The organism is Enterobacter sp. RIT418 (genome assembly GCF_003057745.1).
Lineage (GTDB): Bacteria > Pseudomonadota > Gammaproteobacteria > Enterobacterales > Enterobacteriaceae > Enterobacter.
On the sequence record NZ_QBJD02000019.1, the window covers coordinates 15,446 to 30,155 of the forward strand.

At 58.2% G+C, this 14,710-nt stretch carries 13 protein-coding genes; 3 read left to right on the plus strand and 10 right to left on the minus strand.

Annotation, left to right across the window (positions count from 1 at the left end):
* Positions 1–10 precede the first annotated feature (10 nt).
* The 3 genes from ubiE to udp all read right to left on the minus strand — a co-directional run bounded on the left by ubiE (position 11) and on the right by udp (position 3,192).
* Positions 11–766 carry a bifunctional demethylmenaquinone methyltransferase/2-methoxy-6-polyprenyl-1,4-benzoquinol methylase UbiE gene (gene ubiE, locus DBY73_RS18970; RefSeq protein ID WP_112012604.1) on the minus strand — a complete coding sequence of 252 codons (756 nt, stop codon included), beginning with the start codon at positions 764–766 and terminating at the stop codon, positions 11–13.
* Positions 767–832: 66 nt separating this feature from the next.
* Complete coding sequence (gene rmuC / locus DBY73_RS18975; RefSeq protein WP_112012605.1) at positions 833–2,290, minus strand: DNA recombination protein RmuC; 1,458 nt, start codon at positions 2,288–2,290, stop codon at positions 833–835.
* A 140-nt stretch (positions 2,291–2,430) separates the two neighbouring features.
* On the minus strand, positions 2,431–3,192 hold the full coding sequence (gene udp / locus DBY73_RS18980) for a uridine phosphorylase (RefSeq protein WP_112012606.1): 762 nt from the start codon (positions 3,190–3,192) through the stop codon (positions 2,431–2,433).
* Between the two features lie 249 nt (positions 3,193–3,441).
* On the opposite strand from udp, the gene DBY73_RS18985 reads away from it, so the two are divergent.
* Complete coding sequence (locus DBY73_RS18985) at positions 3,442–4,248, plus strand: dienelactone hydrolase family protein (protein WP_112012607.1); 807 nt, start codon at positions 3,442–3,444, stop codon at positions 4,246–4,248.
* Between the two features lie 85 nt (positions 4,249–4,333).
* Here the strand turns inward: DBY73_RS18985 and metE are convergent, their stop codons facing one another.
* Complete coding sequence (gene metE / locus DBY73_RS18990; RefSeq protein ID WP_112012608.1) at positions 4,334–6,595, minus strand: 5-methyltetrahydropteroyltriglutamate--homocysteine S-methyltransferase; 2,262 nt, start codon at positions 6,593–6,595, stop codon at positions 4,334–4,336.
* A gap of 116 nt (positions 6,596–6,711) precedes the next feature.
* Between metE and metR the strand changes: the two genes are divergently transcribed.
* On the plus strand, positions 6,712–7,665 hold the full coding sequence (gene metR, locus DBY73_RS18995; protein ID WP_112012609.1) for an HTH-type transcriptional regulator MetR: 954 nt from the start codon (positions 6,712–6,714) through the stop codon (positions 7,663–7,665).
* Here metR and DBY73_RS19000 read toward each other — a convergent pair.
* From DBY73_RS19000 to pldB, 3 genes are all read right to left on the minus strand, one after another.
* Entirely contained in the window at positions 7,553–8,452 is a 900-nt protein-coding gene (locus tag DBY73_RS19000; RefSeq protein ID WP_112012610.1) for a carboxylate/amino acid/amine transporter, read from the minus strand. The genes metR and DBY73_RS19000 overlap by 113 nt on opposite strands.
* Before the next feature lie 82 nt (positions 8,453–8,534).
* The gene (gene yigL, locus DBY73_RS19005) at positions 8,535–9,335 is read right to left on the minus strand and encodes a sugar/pyridoxal phosphate phosphatase YigL (RefSeq protein WP_112012611.1); all 801 of its coding nucleotides are present in this window, start codon (positions 9,333–9,335) and stop codon (positions 8,535–8,537) included.
* Positions 9,336–9,365: 30 nt separating this feature from the next.
* The gene (gene pldB, locus DBY73_RS19010; RefSeq protein WP_112012612.1) at positions 9,366–10,358 is read right to left on the minus strand and encodes a lysophospholipase L2; all 993 of its coding nucleotides are present in this window, start codon (positions 10,356–10,358) and stop codon (positions 9,366–9,368) included.
* A gap of 109 nt (positions 10,359–10,467) precedes the next feature.
* On the opposite strand from pldB, the gene rhtB reads away from it, so the two are divergent.
* A complete protein-coding gene (gene rhtB / locus DBY73_RS19015) occupies positions 10,468–11,088 on the plus strand; it encodes a homoserine/homoserine lactone efflux protein (protein WP_112012613.1) in 621 nt (206 codons plus the stop codon).
* On the opposite strand, the gene rhtC is transcribed toward rhtB, so the two are convergent.
* From rhtC to pldA, 3 genes are all read right to left on the minus strand, one after another.
* Positions 11,085–11,705, minus strand: a complete 621-nt coding sequence (gene rhtC, locus DBY73_RS19020; RefSeq protein WP_112012614.1) for a threonine export protein RhtC — start codon at positions 11,703–11,705, stop codon at positions 11,085–11,087. The two genes, rhtB and rhtC, sit on opposite strands and share 4 nt — an antisense overlap.
* A 61-nt stretch (positions 11,706–11,766) precedes the next feature.
* On the minus strand, positions 11,767–13,596 hold the full coding sequence (recQ, locus tag DBY73_RS19025) for an ATP-dependent DNA helicase RecQ (RefSeq protein ID WP_112012615.1): 1,830 nt from the start codon (positions 13,594–13,596) through the stop codon (positions 11,767–11,769).
* A 90-nt stretch (positions 13,597–13,686) separates the two neighbouring features.
* The gene (pldA, locus tag DBY73_RS19030; protein WP_112012616.1) at positions 13,687–14,556 is read right to left on the minus strand and encodes a phospholipase A; all 870 of its coding nucleotides are present in this window, start codon (positions 14,554–14,556) and stop codon (positions 13,687–13,689) included.
* Positions 14,557–14,710: the final 154 nt, after the last annotated feature.

Below are 14,710 nucleotides of genomic sequence, written 5' to 3' on the forward strand. Positions count from 1 at the left end.
AGACCTCCACTCAGAACTTATAACCGCGATGCAGCGCAACGACACCCGCCGTCATGTTGAAATACTCAACGTTTTCAAATTCTGCATCCTGCATCATCGCTTTCAGGGTGTCCTGATCCGGGTGCATACGGATGGATTCCGCCAGATAGCGATAGCTCTCCGCGTCGTTTGCCACCAGCTCGCCAATGCGCGGAAGCACATGGAACGAATAAGCGTCGTAGGCTTTGCTCAGCGGATCGATAATCGGTTTTGAAAATTCCAGCACCAGCAGGCGTCCGCCGGGCTTAAGCACGCGGTACATGGAGCGCAGCGCTTTGTCTTTATCGGTAACGTTACGCAGGCCGAATGAGATGGTGATGCAGTCGAAGGTGTTATCCGGGAACGGCAGTGCTTCGGCGTTGGCCTGCACATACTCCACGTTGCCCACCACACCGATGTTACGCAGCTTTTCGCGTCCCATTTTCAGCATGGAATCGTTGATGTCGGCCAGAACAACGCGGCCGGTTTCGCCTACCAGACGGGAAAACTTCGCTGTCAAATCGCCCGTGCCGCCCGCCAAATCAAGTACCGTTTGCCCGCGACGCACGCCGCTGCAGTCGATGGTGAAGCGCTTCCACAAGCGATGAATGCCGAACGACATCAGGTCATTCATTACATCGTACTTCGCCGCCACGGAATGAAATACGTGGGCCACCATGTCTGCCTTCTGCGCCTTGGCGACAGTCTGAAAGCCAAAGTGCGTCGTGTCTTGTGAATCTTCAACCATCTCAGAGCCTGCTTATCAGTAAAATGTTTGTGAAGTGTAACAGATTGGGCGCGTTTGCCCTACGATTCAACCGCCGCGAACGTAACGTTCCGTTGACTCATCTGGTGGTAAATTCGCCGCTAAATCGTTGTCTCCACCGCCTGTTTTATGATTGTCAGAGGCTTCCCGGAGCCGGAACTCTTCATCCTGCGCCGTCGCCTGCTCCACCAGTTCCGGATTAATCTCGCGTTTTACTTCCACCCCCAGGCTACGAAATGCCTCAGCCTGCGCTAAAAGATTACCGCGCCCGGAAGAGAGCTTTTTCATTGCCTGCCGGTAGTTATCCTGCGCGCGATCCAGGCTTTGCCCAACGGAGGACATGTCGTCCACGAACAGGCGCATTTTGTCGTACAGCTTGCTGGCGCGATCGGCGATTTGCTGTGCGTTACGGCTCTGATGCTCGTAACGCCAGAGATTCGCAATGGTGCGCAAAGCCACCAGCAGCGTCGTCGGGCTAACCAGCATAATGTTATTTCTCAGCGCTTCGGTAATCAGTTCGGGCTGTCTGTCGAGCGCCAGCAGAAACGCGGGCTCTACCGGAATAAACATCAGCACGTAATCTAACGAGCGCAGCCCCGGAAGCTGTTGATAATCTTTTCTGCCCAGCAGGCGAATGTGGTTACGCACGGAGGCAATATGCTCCTGCAGCGCCGCCTCGCGGGTATAGTCGTCTTCCGCATTGAAATAGCGCTCGTAGGCCACCAGCGTCATTTTGGCATCGATCACCACGTCCTTGCCCTGTGGCAGGCGCACGATCACGTCAGGCTGCATACGCGAGCGGGCGTCGTTCTCAATGCTAACCTGTGTTTCGTATTCATATCCTTCACGCAGGCCGGACGCTTCGAGCACGCGCGTCAGCACCACCTCGCCCCAGTTGCCCTGCGTTTTATTGTCGCCCTTAAGCGCGCGCGTCAGGTTAACCGCCTCCTGCGCCATCTGCGCATTCAGCTGCTGGAGATTGCGGATCTCATGCGCCAGCGTGTGGCGCTCGCGCGCTTCCTGGCCAAAGCTGTCCTGCACCTGACGGCGAAAACCGTCCAGCTGCTCGCGCAGCGGCGTTAATAGCCCATTCAGGCTTTGCCTGTTTTGTTCGTCAACGCGCCGGTTGCTCTGCTCAAATATTCGGTTGGCGAGGTTCTCAAACTGCTCGCTCAGGCGCTGTTCGCTGTTGATCATCTGACGAATTTTGTCTTCGGCGTGCAGCTGCGTGGATTCGAGGCGGGTGGTGACTTCGCGGAGATCGGCCTCCAGCGAGGTGTTGATATCGCGAAGGTTTCGCAATTCGTTGTTGAGCAGTTCACACTCGTCGCGCCAGTGGGCACTTTGCGCAAGCTGTTGCTTTGTCGCGCTTAGCTCCGCAACGATCTCTTCGCGCTCTGCAAGCTGGTCGGCTTTTTGCTGCGCGTGTTGATAGCTGGAGATTAGCCAGCCAACGCCTGCGCCCACCAGCGCTATCACCGCATAAATCAGGAATGAGATGTCCACAATGCCCCCTGCATCAACGAATTACCCGCACAACATAGAATTGTGCTGTATAAACGTCCAGTTTGAAAGGGTTTTCCTGCGAGGCGTTACGCAAAAAAGAAAAGGCCGAACGTGTCGGCCTTTTGTCACTGAAGAGAGAACTAGATCAGGCGGCGAGCCGCTTCCACCACGATTTTCACCGCATGACTTTCGGTCTGCTTCATGGTTTCAGCGTTCGGGATCTCCTGCTGGGTACGGTTGACGATAACGCCCGCCACCATACCGGCACGCAGACCCTGGCTTGCGCACATGGTCAGCAGCGTTGCTGACTCCATTTCATAGTTCATAACGCCCATGGACTGCCACTCTTCCATAGAGCCTTTGAAGCGGCTGACCACGCGGCCAGAGAAGGTGTCGTAACGCTCCTGACCAGGATAGAAGGTATCGGAGGAGGCGGTTACGCCCACGTGGGTGGTTGCACCTACGGATTTCGCGGCTTCAACCAGCGCGGTTGTACAGGCGAAGTCCGCCACTGCCGGGAATTCCATCGGCGCGAAGTGCAGGCTTGCCCCGTCCAGACGCACGGATGCGGTCGTCACCAGCACGTCGCCCACGTTGATGTGCGGCTGAATAGCGCCCGTTGTACCGATACGCAGGAAAGTACGAATGCCCAGCTGCGCCAGTTCCTCAACGGCAATAGAGGTAGACGGGCCACCGATGCCGGTAGAACATACGATCACCGCTTTGCCATCCAGCTCTGCGCGCCAGGTGGTGAACTCGCGATGGGCTGCCAGCTTAACCGGCTTATCCATCAGCGCGGCGATCTTTTCCACACGCTCAGGATCGCCCGGGACGATAGCCAGCGTAGCCCCTTGTAGATCGTTTTTAGTGAGGCCGAGATGAAAAACATCAGACTTAGACATAGGTGACTCCTCTGTGGGTCGGTTAGTCAGAAGAAGCAAAACGGTACTTTACAGAAGCACTACGCACATTTTCGTGATGGATCTCACTGCAAGTGAAAATGATTGCAGTGATTTTCCATAAAAAGGTGATTCACATCACATTAACAAGTTATATCGTCGCGTGTTGCACAAAAGATAGACCGTTTCGGGCAGTGTGGGTTGTTATCTTGAGGTCTATATTTATATGCACTTACGGGTACGGAGAATACCATGATTCAGAAAACCAATTTTGCACCTGCCGCCGCCCCGCATGCTTCAACCATTGTTTCTACTTCTGAAGAAGCCATCGTGGCGGGTGAGACCTCCATTCCCTCGCAGGGGGAGAATATGCCTGCCTATCACGCGCGGCCAGAATCTGCCGACGGCCCGCTGCCGATCGTGATTGTGGTTCAGGAGATTTTCGGCGTTCATGAACACATCCGCGACCTCTGCCGCCGCCTGGCGAAGGAAGGCTATCTGGCCGTGGCGCCGGAGCTCTATTTCCGTCAGGGCGATCCGAATGATTACAGCGATATCCCCACCCTGTTCAGCAATCTGGTGAGCAAAGTGCCTGACGCGCAGGTGCTGGCGGATCTTGACCACGTAGCAAGCTGGGCGGCACGTAACGGCGGCGATCCGCACCGCTTAATGGTGACCGGCTTCTGCTGGGGCGGGCGCATTAGCTGGCTGTATGCTGCGCACAATCCGCAGCTAAAGGCCGCCGTTGCCTGGTACGGCAAGCTGGTGGGTGAAAAGACGCTGAACTCTCCTGAGCATCCTGTTGATATCGCAACCGATCTTAACGCGCCGGTTCTGGGGCTGTATGGCGGACAGGATACGGGCATTCCGCTCGACACCGTGGAAACCATGCGCCACGCGCTGCGCGCCGCTAACGCAAAGGCGGAAATAGTGGTTTATCCGGATGCCGGGCACGCGTTTAACGCCGACTACCGGCCAAGCTATCACGAAGAGTCGGCCAAAGACGGCTGGCAGAGGATGCTGGCGTGGTTTAGCCAGCACGGTGGCAAGAAAGCGTAATAGCAAAAAGCCCGGTGGCGGCAACGCCTTACCGGGCCTGCTGGTAGGCCGGGTAAGCGTTAGCGCCACCCGGCAGTCCACACTACTACGCCTGACGCAAATTCTGCGCCGCCTTGACCATGTTCGCCAGCGCGGCGCGCGTCTCCGGCCAGCCGCGGGTTTTGAGGCCGCAGTCCGGGTTCACCCACAGGCGTTCTGCGGGGATCCGCTGGGCAGCCTTCTGCAACAGCGCTTCGATCCACTCCACGCTTGGGACGTTCGGCGAGTGAATATCGTACACGCCCGGCCCGATTTCGTTCGGGTAGTCGAACTCCTCGAACGACTCCAGCAACTCCATGTCCGAGCGCGAGGTCTCGATGGTGATCACGTCGGCGTCCAGGGCGGCAATAGAATCCATGATGTCGTTAAACTCGCAGTAGCACATGTGGGTGTGGATCTGGGTATCGTCCTTCGCCACCGCGGCGTTGATGCGGAAGGCTTCCACGCCCCACTTCAGGTACGCATCCCAGTCGCTGCGGCGCAGCGGTAAACCTTCGCGCAGCGCCGGTTCGTCAATCTGAATGATGCCGATGCCCGCCGCCTCGAGGTCCGCCACTTCGTCACGCAGCGCGAGCGCGATTTGCTTCGCGATGGTTTCACGGCTGACGTCTTCACGCGGGAAAGACCAGCAAAGAATGGTCACCGGCCCGGTCAGCATGCCTTTCACCGGCTTGTCCGTCAGCGACTGGGCGTACTTCGCCCATTCGACGGTAATCGCTTCCGGGCGGCTCACGTCTCCAATAACCACCGGCGGCTTCACGCAGCGGGAGCCGTAGCTCTGCACCCAGCCGTTCTGGGTAAAGACGAAGCCGTCGAGATGCTCGCCAAAGTATTCCACCATGTCGTTACGCTCGGCTTCGCCGTGGACCAGTACGTCCAAGCCAAGACGCTCCTGCTCGATAATCGCCTGCTTGATGTGTTCGGCGATGCCGGTGCGGTAGTGATTGGCATCAAGGTTGCCCTTTTTAAAGTCCAGGCGCAGGCCGCGGATCTCGGTGGTCTGCGGGAAGGAACCTATGGTGGTGGTCGGCCACGCGGGCAGGTTAAAGCGAACGCGCTGGGCTTCGGCGCGCACCTCATACGGGCTCTGGCGCTGGCTGTCCCGGGCGGTGATGGCCGCCAGGCGTTTCTCGACCGCCGGGTTATGCACGCGCGCCGAGTGGCGACGTGCCTGAATCGGGGCGCTCCACTCGGCAATCGCCGCCGTGTCGCCCGAGTTCAGGGCGTCGCGCAGCAGCGCAAGCTCCTCACATTTTTGCAGGGCGAAGGCAAACCAGCTTTTCACTTCCGCATCCAGACGCGTTTCGACGCTCAGATCGATCGGGCTGTGCAGCAGCGAGCAGGAAGAGGCTACCCACAGCTCGCGCTTGTCGACGATCTCTTTAATTTGGCCATATTTTTCCGTGAGATCGGCGCGCCAGACGTTACGACCGTTGATCAGGCCAGCGGAGAGCAGCCAGTCCACGGGCAGGCGCTTGTGGAGTTCAGCCACATCATCTTTGCCGTGGACCAGGTCAACGTGCAGGCCCTGAACCGGCAGCGCGGTGAGGGTATCGAGGTTTGGCGTGACGCCCTCGAAATAGGTGGTCAGCAGCAGCTTCACCTGGCCGGTGAGCGCATCGTACGCCGGTTTGAAGGCATCAAGCCAGGCCTGGGGCAGCTCCAGCACCAGCGCCGGTTCGTCGACCTGTACCCACTGGATGCCGCGCTTGCCCAGCTCGCTCAACACCTGTTTGTAGACCGGCAGAATATCGTTTAGCAGGCTCAAACGGTCGAACTGTTCGCCTTTGACTTTGCCCAGCCACAGGTACGTTACCGGCCCCAGCAGCACCGGCTTTACCTGATGGCCCAGCGCCAGCGCTTCGTCCACCTCGTCCAGAAGCTGCGTCCAGGCCAGCCTGAACTGCTGCCCCTTTACGAACTCCGGCACCATATAGTGATAGTTAGTGTTAAACCACTTGGTCATTTCCGCCGCTGCAGCTGGCTCACCCGTCGGCGCACGGCCGCGGCCGATGCGGAAAAGGGTATCGATATCTACCGATCCATCTTTGTTCTGATGACGAGCCGGCACGTTGCCCAGCAGCAGGCTGGTCGTCAGAACATGGTCGTACCAGGCGAAATCGCCCACCGGCAGCAGGTCAATGCCCGCCTGCTTTTGCTGCTCCCAGTGGCGGGCGCGCAGCTCGCGGCCAACGGCCAGCAGCTCTTCGCGGGTAGCATTGCCCGCCCAGTAGCTTTCCTGTGCTTTTTTCAGCTCGCGGCGCAGGCCAACGCGAGGGAAACCGAGAGTGTGAGTGCGGATTGTCATGGTATGCCCCTTGTGAATTTTTACGTTTTAGACGTCCAGATGTTTACACTTCCATAATGTAAAGGTACTGTATATTCCTCAAGCGCAAAATGTTCATGGCGAAGTGAAGGACTTTCATGATCGAGATAAAACACCTGAAAACGCTACAAGCGTTGCGGAACAGCGGATCGCTCGCGGCGGCGGCGGCCACGCTGCACCAGACCCAGTCCGCCCTTTCCCACCAGTTCAGCGATCTGGAACAACGCCTTGGCTTTCGTCTATTTGTGCGTAAGAGCCAGCCGCTGCGCTTTACGCCGCAGGGCGAGATTCTTCTACAGCTGGCGAATCAGGTGCTGCCGCAGATTGCCAGCGCGCTGCAGTCGTGCAATGAGCCGCAGCAGACCAGGCTGCGTATCGCCATTGAGTGCCATAGCTGCATTCAGTGGCTGACGCCCGCGCTTGAGAACTTCCGCCAGAAGTGGCCGCAGGTGGAGATGGACTTTAAATCCGGCGTGACCTTTGACCCGCAGCCCTCGCTCCAGCAGGGCGAGCTGGACCTGGTGATGACGTCAGACATTCTGCCGCGCAGCGGCCTGCACTATTCGCCGATGTTTGATTTTGAAGTGCGCCTGGTGCTGGCGCCGGATCATCCGCTGGCGGCCAAAACGCGCATTACGCCAGAAGACCTGGCGACAGAATTGCTGCTGATTTATCCGGTACAGCGCAGCCGCCTGGATATCTGGCGCCACTTCCTGCAGCCGGCAGGCGTGAGCCCGCAGCTGAAAAGCGTGGATAACACCCTGCTGCTGATTCAGATGGTTGCTGCCAGAATGGGCATTGCGGCGCTGCCGCACTGGGTGGTAGAAAGCTTTGAGCGCCAGGGTCTGGTGGTCACCAAAACCCTGGGTGAAGGCCTGTGGAGCCGGCTGTACGCCGCCGTGCGCGACGGCGAGCAGCGCCAGGCCATTACGGAAGCGTTTATTCGCTCAGCGCGGAATCACGCCTGCGACCATCTTCCGTTTGTGCGGAGCGCGGAGCGACCCAGCGTCGATGCACCCACAGCGAAGCCAGAATCACCGCTCCCCCAATAAGGAAGCTCGGCCAGTGCGGCTGCTCCTGCCAGATGGCGAGGTTCACCAGCAGCCCCGCGGGCACATGTACGTTATTCATGATCCCCAGCGTACCGGCGTCGACCTGCGTCGCGCCGTAGTTCCACATGAAGTAACCCAGCCCTGAGGCCACCACGCCCAGCCAGACCAGAACGCCCCACTGTAGCGACGTGGTCGGTAGCTTCTGCGGGTTGCCGAGCATAAACCACGCCGCTACCGCAACGATCGCCGCGCCCATATAGAACCAGGCGAAGGCGTTGTGCTGAGGCATCGGGCGGGTTTCCATCAGGCGCTTATAGCCCACCATGCCGATGGCAAAGCTGATATTGGCAAGCTGGACGAACATCAGCCCGGTCCAGAAGTGATCGCTTACCTTGTCATAGCGAATAATCGCCGCGCCGATCACCGCCAGCGCGGCGCTCAGCAAATATCCCCAGCGCAGACGACGCCTGCTGAGCAGGTCGTATATCAGCGTGATATAGAGCGGCGTGAGCACGGTGAAAAGCAGAAACTCCGAGACGGACAGATAGACATAGGCCCGGAAGCTAAACAGATACATGATGCCGAGCTGCATCGCGCCCACCAGCATGTACAGCAGAATGGTTTTCAGCGACTGCCCGCGCGTACGCAGAAACGGCAGGAACACCAGCGCGGCCAGCCCCACGCGCATCAGCACCGAAAAGTAGCTGTCGACCGAACCCGCAAGGTATTCGCCAATCAGGCTAAAGGAGAAGGCCCACAGGATGGTGGTGATAATGAGTAGCGCCACAATGCTCGTCTCGCAAAAAGAAGGAGGAGCATTGTAGCGAACTCTTTAGTTGACAACTGAACGATAAATAACCGCTTGAGGATTATTCAAGGAACAGCTTGCGCAGATACTTCGGAACAGCGTTGTCGCCGTTGGTGCCGATCACTTCCAGCTCCGGGTGCAGGTCTTTCAAACGCTGGTGCGCGTTTTCCATGATGCAGCCTTTGCCCGCCATGGAGAGCATTTCGGCGTCGTTCATGCCGTCGCCGAAGGCGATGCAGTCCTTCAGCTCAAAGCCCAGACGCTTCGCGACGGCTTCCAGGGCGTGACCTTTCGACACGCCGCCCGCCATCACTTCCAGGCAGGTCAGCGTCGAGAAGCTCACGTTCACGCGATCGCCCCAGCGCGCGTTGATCGCCTGCTCCAACGGAAGAAGTTCCTCGTGGCTTTCACAGGTAAAGAACACTTTGCTGATCCCTTCCGGCTCCAGCAGGCCCGGCTCGTAGAGAGAATACTGAAAGACCGCCTCTTTGAAGAAGCGCATCTCATCCGGGCGGTGGCGGTTCATAAACCACTCGTCGTCGCGGTAAACGTTGGTGACGATCGCCGGGTTGTTATGCACCACGCCGAAGAGATCGGCGGCGATGTCGCGGTCGAGGTTATGGGTGAAAATCAGGTTACCGTCGGTATCGTGCACGCGTGCCCCGTTGGAGGTGATCATGTACGATTTGATCTCCAGATTATCGCGGATCTGCCCCACGTCTACGTGATGACGACCGGTGGCAAACACAAAATTCACGCCACGGGCAGTCAGGAGCTTTAGGGTCTCTTTCGCGTAAGGCGAGAGGGTGTGGTCGGGCGAAAGCAGCGTGCCATCTAAGTCAGATGCAACAACCTGGTACATAGGGATCTCAACCTCTGGTAAAAAAAATAATCAGTTATGCCTGTCGAAAAACTCGACGATGGCGTTCAGCGCGACTGAGCGCATAGCGTCCTTTTCGAAAAGGATCTCATGGTACGCGCCGTGGATGACCAGCGGTTTCTCCCCCTCACAGGGATGACCAGCGGCGGCGCGCAGTTCACAAAAACGGTCGTGCATGCGGTTATCCACCACACGCTCGTCTTCTGCCTGAATCAGAAGCGTCGGCGTGGCATCGTTTGCCACGCCGGCCAATACCTGCTCACCGGCTAAAACACCTTCACGCACCCAGTGCCAGGTAGGGCCGCCCACGCGCAGGCGCGGCTCATCGGCGTAAAAGCGCAGGTTGCGGCGATAGCGCTGTCGGCTGTGGGTGAGCACGTTGAGCGCAAACGGCAGCGCGCGCCAGCGGCCCGTGCCGATGGCATATCCTTCCCGGATGCGCTGATGGCCCTCAGCCCAGTCGAGAAGTGGACGTACCATCCAGTCTGGAAAACGGATCACGATGCCGTACATCGGTGCGGTCAGCGCGATGGCATCGCACTGATGCGCATGACGCTGCAGGAAAAGCGTGGCGATAGCGCCGCCCATCGAGTGCGCCAGGATGTAGCGCTTGCGCCACGGCCCCGGCTGAACCTCCTGCTGCCAGAAGGCGGCGAGATCGTCGACGTAATCGCTGAAATGATCCACGTGACCGCGGTGCGTATCCGACAGCATGCGCCCGGAAAGGCCTTGTCCGCGATGATCGATAATCAGGACATCAAAGCCCATGTGAACCAGGTCATACGCCAGCTCGGCGTATTTGACGTAGCTTTCGATACGGCCAGGGCAGACCACGATGACGCGGTCGTTTTGCTCGTTACGAAAACGAACAAAGCGCACCGGAACGTTATCGACGCCCGTAAACTCATCTTCCTCGCGCTGACGCCAGAAATCGGTCAGCGGCCCCATAGAGAAAGCAGCAAATGCGTTTTCTCGTGTTTCCCAGTCCTTTTTCTGCTGCAACATTGGGTTTCCACCCCTGTAAGCCAAGGAATATCGTTTTTTCTTAACCGGTCACAAAATGACTCAACAATAGCGTATTGTGGCATAAAAACAGACGATTCGGGAGCTTCAAATGACCTTCGAGTGGTGGTTCGCGTACCTGCTGACATCCATTATCCTCAGCCTTTCCCCCGGCTCTGGCGCCATCAACACCATGACCACCTCGATTAACCACGGGTATCGCGGGGCGGCGGCGTCGATTGCCGGTTTACAAACCGGGCTGGGCATCCACATCGTCCTGGTGGGGATTGGCCTCGGCACGCTGTTCTCACGCTCGGTGCTGGCGTTTGAGGTGCTGAAATGGGCCGGTGCGGCGTATCTGATTTGGCTCGGCATTCAGCAGTGGCGCGCGGCGGGCTCGATTGATCTCAATACCCTCGCCCACACGCAAACCCGCGGCCGCCTGTTTAAGCGCGCGGTGTTTGTGAACCTGACTAACCCGAAAAGCATTGTCTTTCTCGCCGCGCTGTTCCCACAGTTCATCGTTCCGCATCAGCCGCAGGTGATGCAGTACGTGGTCCTCGGCGCAACCACCATTATCGTCGATATTATTGTGATGATTGGCTACGCGACGCTGGCGCAGCGGATTGCGGCATGGATTAAAGGGCCTAAGCAGATGAAGGCCCTCAATAAGGTATTTGGTTCGCTGTTTATGCTGGTGGGCGCGCTGCTTGCGTCAGCGCGTCACGCTTAGCGAGAAATGATGAGGTGGATGCCGAAGCCCGCGAACAGCGCGCCGGCGAAGCCGTCGATCCACTTCGCAATGCGCTGGTAGCCGCGGCGCATCGCCGGTAAGGCAAACAGGCTGGCGACGACGGTGAACCAGGCAAAGGTTTCAACGACGATCAGCAGGAAGATGCCCCAGCGCGCGCCCGCGCCGACGCTATCGCCGACGAACAGAGAGAACACGGACCCGAAGTAAATAATCGCTTTCGGGTTCGCCAGGTTGGTCAACAGCCCTTTCACAAAGCTGCGGCCGCCCGTTGCCAGCTCCACCTGTGGCTCTTCCGCTTTTTTCTCTTCTTTCTTCAGCGCCCCGCGCAGCATCTGATAGCCCATCCAGCACAGATACAGGCCGCCGCCGACCATAATGATGTTATGCAGCCAGGCCATCTTCGCCAGAATCAGGTTCAGGCCAAGCAGCGCAACCGCCGCCCAGACCATTACGCCCATGGTAATGCCCAGCACGCCCATCATCGCCTCTTTACGAGAACGGCTGACGGCAGTTTGCGATACGAAGAAAAAGTCAGGGCCGGGGCTCATCAGCGCAACGATGTGCACTAACGCCACGGTAAGAAATAGCATCAACATAATTAACTCGCGGGGGAATAATTCAGTGAGTCACCATCCTGGCACTTTTTTGCCCGGCTGACTACTCCTCATCATCACCATCGGCGTGAGAGCGAATAAGCGCCATAAACTCCTTGCCGAAACGCTCGAGCTTGCGCGTGCCGACGCCGTTGACGCTGAGCATTTCGCTTGCGCTAAGCGGCATCTGCTCGGCCATCTCGATAAGCGTCGCGTCGTTGAACACCACGTACGGCGGAATGTTCTCTTCGTCGGCAATGGCCTTACGCAGCTTGCGCAGCTTGGCAAACAGCTTGCGATCGTAGTTGCCGCCGTAAGATTTTTGCATCACGCGCGGCTTGAGCGCGACCACGCGCGGAACGGCAAGCTTCAGTTCAACCTCACCGCGCAGCACCGGCCGCGCCGCTTCCGTCAGCTGAAGCGCAGAGTGTTGAGCAATGTTTTGCGTGGCAAAGCCAAGGTGGATCAGCTGGCGAATAATGCTGACCCAGTGCTCGTGGCTCTGCTCTTTACCTATGCCGTAGACGGGCAGCTTGTCGTGGCCCATATCGCGGATGCGCTGGTTATTGGCGCCGCGCAGCACTTCCACCACGTAGCCCATCCCGAAGCGTTGATTCACGCGACCAATGGTCGAGAGCGCTTTTCGCGCGTCCATCAGGCCATCGTACTGCTTTGGTGGGTCGAGGCAGATATCGCAGTTGCCGCACGGCTCCTGTCGTCCTTCGCCAAAGTAGTTGAGCAGCACCAGGCGGCGGCAGGTTTGCGCTTCGGCAAACGCGCCCATCGCGTTAAGCTTGTGGCGCTCGATATCCTGCAGCTGGCCCTGGGGCTTCTCTTCCAGACAGCGGCGCAGCCACGCCATATCGGCCGGATCGTAAAACAGCATCGCTTCCGCAGGCAGCCCGTCGCGCCCGGCGCGGCCCGTTTCCTGATAGTAGGATTCGATGTTGCGCGGAATGTCGAAATGCACCACAAAGCGCACGTTGGGCTTGTTGATCCCCATGCCGAACGCCACCGTGGCGACCACGATTTGCAGATCGTCGCGCTGGAATTTTTCCTGCACGTCGGCGCGGATGTGGTTTTCTAACCCGGCATGATAGGCCGCGGCGCTAAAGCCGCGGTTTTGCAGGCGCGCGGCGGTGTCTTCTACCTTCGCGCGGCTGTTGCAGTAGATGATGCCGGATTTGCCGCGCTGCTCCTGCACGTAGCGCAGAAGCTGATCCAGCGGCTTGAATTTTTCCATCAGCATGTAGCGGATGTTCGGGCGGTCAAAGCTGCTGACCTGGATAAACGGATCGTTCAGGCCCAGAAGCCGGACGATATCCTGACGCGTGGTGTCATCCGCCGTGGCGGTGAGCGCCATAAACGGCAGCTCGGGGAAGCGCTGGCGCAGCTGGCCTAGCGCGGCGTATTCCGGGCGGAAGTCGTGCCCCCACTGGGAAATACAGTGCGCTTCGTCCACCGCCAGCAGCACCGGATTCCAGTGCGACAGATGGTCGAGGAAGTTATCCAGCATCAGCCGTTCAGGCGCGATATACAGCAGGCGGACCTGCCCGGTGCGGCAGCCGGCCATCACCTCTTGCTGCTGCTCGCGGGTCTGGGTGGAGTTCAGGCAGGCCGCCGCTACGCCGTTGGCGAGCAGCTGATCGACCTGGTCCTTCATCAGGGAAATGAGGGGGGATACCACCACCGTCAGGCCGTTAAGCACCAGCGCGGGAACCTGATAGCACAGCGATTTCCCGCCGCCCGTCGGCATCACCACCAGACAATCACGGCCTTCCAGCACGGTTTCAATGATGGTTTCCTGGCCGGGGCGGAACTGCTGATAGCCAAAGGTTTCTTGCAAAACCTGTTTAGCCAGCGATTCCTGATTCAATACTTCCGCCTGCGCCACGTTAACCCCATATGCCAGAAATGAAACAGGCGCTATTTTCAGCGCCTGAGAGAGAAACTTCAACGTTTAACGCAAAAACATTCGACCAGCTTAGAGAATATCGTTCAGCATCACGCCGACACCGACACGGGTCTGGTTGAAGTTATAGTCGATCAGCGACTCGCCGTAACCGCTGTACACCTGCGTATACAGGCGCACGTGCTTCGTCACCGGGTAGCTCAGGCCCACTTCCGCACCACCGTAGCCGGTATTCCAGTTGTACTGACCTTTCGCACTCAGCACGGCGTCACCCAGCTGGTAGCCGACTTTGAGCTGGTAGTAACCCATATATTTGGTGATATCCGGATTATCGTCGGTGCTACCCACCACGTACCACGGCTTCACTTCCACCATGTAATTGCCGTTCTGCGCCATCAGGCGGGTATAGGCGCGGTTCCAGCTGCGCGAAGTGGGATCGGAGCGCCCGTTAGAGTCATGGTTAAAACCAACCTCGACGTCGCGCAGCGTCCAGCCGGCAAACTCGTAGTCCGTCGCGAAGCCCAGGAACAGCTGCGGCTCGTAGTTGGTCTCACGGAACGGTGAAGATTCACCGCTGTTCGAGAGCTGCCACCAGGATTTTTGCGTATACGATGCGCCGAGCACCGAGTTCGGCCCCAGGATCCCGCGCCAGAACGGAAACGCCAGGCTGAGCTGGTATTTCACCTCGTCCTTACGCGCATTCTCAGCCCAGTCATAGGAGCGAATCGCTTCTTTATTGAGATCGCTGGTCCAGGTGTAGAGCAAATAGTTGGTGTCGTACGGATAAAGCGTGAACGGATTGTCATGCTCCTGAAGCAGGTTCGCAATGATGCTGCCGCGCACGGCAGGCGTATCATGTACCTCGTTAACCGTTGCTTCCTGCGCATATGCTGTGAGGGGCAGCGAAACCGCCGCCAGTAACCAACCCAGATACGTCCGCATCGGTGGTGTTCTCCTGAGATTGTGACGTCTAATGAATAGTTTTGTAGACGCATTCTACATTTTTCCGCGCGAACTTCCCCTCCTGGTTTCTGAAAGTGGAATTTCTCCGTAGCGAAGCATAAAATCAACATTTTATTAACAACAAGGATGCTTT

Bases quoted from the DNA above. Each gene is read 5' to 3' on its own strand.
- ubiE (WP_112012604.1), bottom strand. From the start codon at position 766: ATGGTTGAAGATTCACAAGACACGACGCACTTTGGCTTTCAGACTGTC.
- udp (WP_112012606.1), bottom strand. From the start codon at position 3,192: ATGTCTAAGTCTGATGTTTTTCATCTCGGCCTCACTAAAAACGATCTA.
- DBY73_RS18985 (WP_112012607.1), top strand. From the start codon at position 3,442: ATGATTCAGAAAACCAATTTTGCACCTGCCGCCGCCCCGCATGCTTCA.
- metE (WP_112012608.1), bottom strand. From the start codon at position 6,595: ATGACAATCCGCACTCACACTCTCGGTTTCCCTCGCGTTGGCCTGCGC.
- metR (WP_112012609.1), top strand. From the start codon at position 6,712: ATGATCGAGATAAAACACCTGAAAACGCTACAAGCGTTGCGGAACAGC.
- yigL (WP_112012611.1), bottom strand. From the start codon at position 9,335: ATGTACCAGGTTGTTGCATCTGACTTAGATGGCACGCTGCTTTCGCCC.
- pldB (WP_112012612.1), bottom strand. From the start codon at position 10,358: ATGTTGCAGCAGAAAAAGGACTGGGAAACACGAGAAAACGCATTTGCT.
- rhtB (WP_112012613.1), top strand. From the start codon at position 10,468: ATGACCTTCGAGTGGTGGTTCGCGTACCTGCTGACATCCATTATCCTC.
- rhtC (WP_112012614.1), bottom strand. From the start codon at position 11,705: ATGTTGATGCTATTTCTTACCGTGGCGTTAGTGCACATCGTTGCGCTG.
- pldA (WP_112012616.1), bottom strand. From the start codon at position 14,556: ATGCGGACGTATCTGGGTTGGTTACTGGCGGCGGTTTCGCTGCCCCTC.